At 41.4% G+C, this 3,793-nt stretch carries 5 protein-coding genes; all 5 read left to right on the top strand.

Features of this window, described 5'->3' with window-relative positions:
* A partial coding sequence (locus AC1WHX_RS11095; RefSeq protein WP_481229359.1) for a hypothetical protein occupies window positions 1-711 on the top strand: 711 nt, incomplete at its 5' end.
* 76 nt (window positions 712-787) lie between these two features.
* Window positions 788-2,176 carry an SU10 major capsid protein gene (locus AC1WHX_RS11090; protein ID WP_122338091.1) on the top strand — a complete coding sequence of 463 codons (1,389 nt, stop codon included), beginning with the start codon at window positions 788-790 and terminating at the stop codon, window positions 2,174-2,176.
* A 71-nt stretch (window positions 2,177-2,247) separates the two neighbouring features.
* Window positions 2,248-2,634 (top strand): hypothetical protein, encoded by a 387-nt coding sequence (locus tag AC1WHX_RS11085; RefSeq protein ID WP_481229358.1) that lies wholly within the window; start codon window positions 2,248-2,250, stop codon window positions 2,632-2,634.
* Between the two features lie 14 nt (window positions 2,635-2,648).
* The gene (locus tag AC1WHX_RS11080; protein WP_481229356.1) at window positions 2,649-3,284 is read left to right on the top strand and encodes a hypothetical protein; all 636 of its coding nucleotides are present in this window, start codon (window positions 2,649-2,651) and stop codon (window positions 3,282-3,284) included.
* A gap of 31 nt (window positions 3,285-3,315) precedes the next feature.
* Window positions 3,316-3,793, top strand: a 478-nt coding sequence (locus AC1WHX_RS11075; protein ID WP_481229355.1) for a hypothetical protein, incomplete at its 3' end; no start/stop codon positions are given.

Raw genomic sequence — 3,793 nt, 5'->3', positions numbered from 1 at the left:
ATTCTGGAGAAATTGAGAAAACGTTTTCCCGACCGTCTTTTAGACAGCGACGATACGTTTTTTGATGCTTTAGTAGAGTATGACACGCATTTGTGCGACCGGTATGAAAAGTTGCGGGATGACCAGACGAAACTTGCCACACTTTTTATCAGTAATCCGAAAATGGGAGGGTTTATTTCTGATGTAATATCCGGAGAGGACGCATTGGTCGCTTGTGTGAGGTATTTCGGAAAAGATGTATTGGAGTGTGCCAATGATGAAAATCGTATGGCGCAATTACAAAAAGAGAATGATGAGTTTCTTGCCCGTATGTCGGCAAACCGTAAACTTGAAAAGGAGATGGCCGAAAATTGGGAACACAGCAAGCGTGCGATCAGCCGGTTTAAAGAAGCGAAAAATATGAGTGACAATGATTTCGATAATTTTCTCGAGAGAGTGCATCATATCTGTGAACATGTGTTTATGAGCGACTTTACACCGGATGTTTTGGAAATATTATTCAAAGGGGTCAATTATGATAATGATCTGGGATGTGCAGAGAGGGCTGCAGAAGTAAGAGGTCGTAACGAACGCATTTTGCTGGAGAAAAGACAATCGGATGGAGACGCCTTGCCGGGATTGCATAATAACCGTTCGTCAAGGAGTGAAGAGGAAGAGAACCTGACTCCGGGATTCGGATTGAGACGTCGTCGCAGTGTGTGGGACATGTAAAATCAAATAAACATTTAATGAATTAACATCAGCAAGTATAATTAACCGATTATTTATCTTTTAAAAACAATTAGTAATGAATAGAGTATTTAAGTTTTTGAAATCGAAAGATTTCTGGTTTTGGATGGTTGCAATTCTGGTCGTGATTTTATTGGTCGTGATTTATCGGGATTGTACGTTTGCAATGGCGGCGGTAATACCGGGTATGTCGGGTGGAAAAATATTGACCGGAGAACCGCTGACTACGGATATTAGTCGTCGTGAGAGCGAAGGGCTTCTCATGAGTGAGGTCGATAAACGGATTACCAAAATACGACCTATGTCCACTCCGATAGATCAATTATCTCGTTGGACGGGAGCTCGCCGTTCGGGATCTATGATTGTCGACTATTATTCGGTAGATGTAAAACCTACTAAAGCGACATTGAATGTCGCTTATACAGAACCGACCTCTTCTGATGTTACGGCTGCTTCTCAGAAAGTCAAATTGAACACAACGAATAACGACATTTTCGAAGTTTCTGAGACGATTCTCGTTCAAGGAGTTAAAGGCTATGAAGCAGACGGTGTGACGGAATCGAAAGCCGATTTGGTGCTTTATATTTCCAGTAAAGAAGAAAATGGAGAATTGAATGTTTATGCAATCAACGGGAAAAAAATAGGATCGATTGAGAATTGTGTTCCATCTATCGATAAAGGTACGACATTTATACGGATGGGGCGTGCCGCCACGGAGTTGGATGTGCAGACCGCGCAATTCGAAGCGCTTCCGGTGAAAGAGCAGAATTTCTGTCAGATATTTAAAATGCAGGTAGAACAATCTACTTTCCAGAAAATTGCGAATAAAGAGGTGGAATGGGATTTTTCTGATTCTGAGGAGGCCGCAATTTACGATATGCGTTTGGGGATGGAAAAAACATTCATGTTCGGTGTAAAACGTATGATATATGATTCTAAGAAAAAAGAAAATGTTTCTTTAACAGGCGGAATTTGGTGGCAAGCCGGAAAAGAATATGAATTTGATCCGAAATCAGAGCTTACTCAAAATGATCTTATCGATATTATGAAAGAGGCGTTTACCGGAAATGGGGGGAATAAACGAAAGGTGTTGATCGGCGGTTCGGACTTTATCGGTCGCATAAACAAGCTGGAGATTACCAAAGTGGTATCGGCTAATGATGATTTTGTAAAATGGGGAATAGACTTTTCTGAAATTAAATCAAAATTCGGTAAGCTCTTTATCTTGTATTCCGAGGTTTTTGATGACTGCGGGATGAGCGATTACGGGTTTATTTTCGATCCGGAGTTTATCTCAAAATGGGCTCACGTACCGTTCGGAAGTCAGAAACTCGATCTGAAGGGTGCTGGTATCCGGAATACCGATGCTCTTGTACTTACAGAAGCAAGTTGCTTGACCCTGCGCTATCCGGCAGCTCATATGCGTATTGTACCTAAAACAGCATAATTTTTTTGTAATGATGATGTGATCTGTCCCGGATCACATCATCTCGATTATTAATTTCCAGATTTTAGAATATGAAGAATATAAAAACATACGAGACTCGTCATGGAAATTTAAGTACGGTTGTACAAGTCGGAAACCGTAACGTACGTATTCATTTTATCTCGAAGGACAATGTTCACGGTTATTATGCGACGACAGATGTCGATTTGCAAAGAGCAATCGAGTCGGATAGTGGATATGGGCGCAAATTTTATTTGCTGGAGGAGACTTGCTTTTGTGATGAAAAAGAAATTGAATTAAAGCCGATCCCTTATATTAAAACTTGGCAGAATGCCAAAGAGTTGTTGAGAAAAAAGCCATATTCTGTTCCTGAATATGAATTGTCTTCTCCTGAGAGAATTGAAAAGTCTGCAAAGAAGAATGGAATAGTGTTCCCTTTGTTGAAGAGTAATCTATAAAAACAGAAGTAGATATGCTGGAATCGGAAGAAAAGTGGTTGAAGAAAATCCGGACGAATATGGAAGAATTGCTTCCGGAGAATGAGACTGCTGAAATAGACATTTTTGGAGTCGATGTGGGAGAGTATATTCGTGCTAAACTCCCGGATGCGATTGCCCGGGTATTTATTACAGCTCCGGTTCATCTGTTAGAAGGAAAGGAGTGTAAAGATGTTTTATTTCCGGAAAAACGCCAGGATGGCAGTGGCAGAGTGGTTTTCCCGGAAAAGGTGTTGAGAGTGCTTTCTTTTAAAATGAAAGGTTGGAATCGTCCGGTAACCCGGTTTATAAATTCTTGCCATGCAAAAAGCGAACTGCAATATAATCGGTATGTGCGAGGAGGGGTGAATAAGCCTGTTGCCGTTTTATCTATGTCTGCATCGGATAGGGTTGTTCTGGATTATTATTCGTTACCTGCGTCTTTACGTGTTCATGAGGTCGATAGTGCAGTGTATGTACCTGTCCTGGAAATGCAGGATGGCGGTTATGATGTCCCGGTCAGGTTGGCGGATGCTGTTGGATATGTCTGCGCAGCTATGGTTTATGAAATATTGGGGCAACCGGATATGGCGGCACAAATGGCAGGAAGAGTCGTATTGCCGGAATTATAGAATTATAAATAAGTTATTTAAGATCAGAAAAATGTTTACACAAGGAAAATTTATGGGATATTATTGGGGAGTCGGCGCATTTTTGTCCAGACACCCTAACGGAGGAATCCCCGGTGGTTTTTTCGTGAACGGAGAGACCAATTCGATATGGGTATGGGATTTTCTCAACAAGAAATGGATAGACAGTAATCGGGTAGAAGGTCCGTTGCAAGGAGTGGTAGATGATCCGGCAACGTTTGAGCCAAATGCCAAATCGGGAATAAAAACGACATATTTGTATTTGTCGAATAAGCCGGGAAACATCACATTTGCCAATTTTTTAAATGCGGGTGTTCCGATAGAGGTCTCTACCGAAACAAATGCTGTTATAATGTTGTTTTGGAATGGCGATTATTGGGAGACGTCTGTCGTACCTATTTATGGGGATGTGTCGGACAAAGCCGACAAAGACCTGACGAATGTCACGGATGAAGACTTGGTCAAGGTTCTTTATGGACCGGATTATGACA

Source organism: Coprobacter sp., from assembly GCF_982436375.1.
This window is presented reverse-complemented; position numbering and strand designations above follow the sequence as displayed.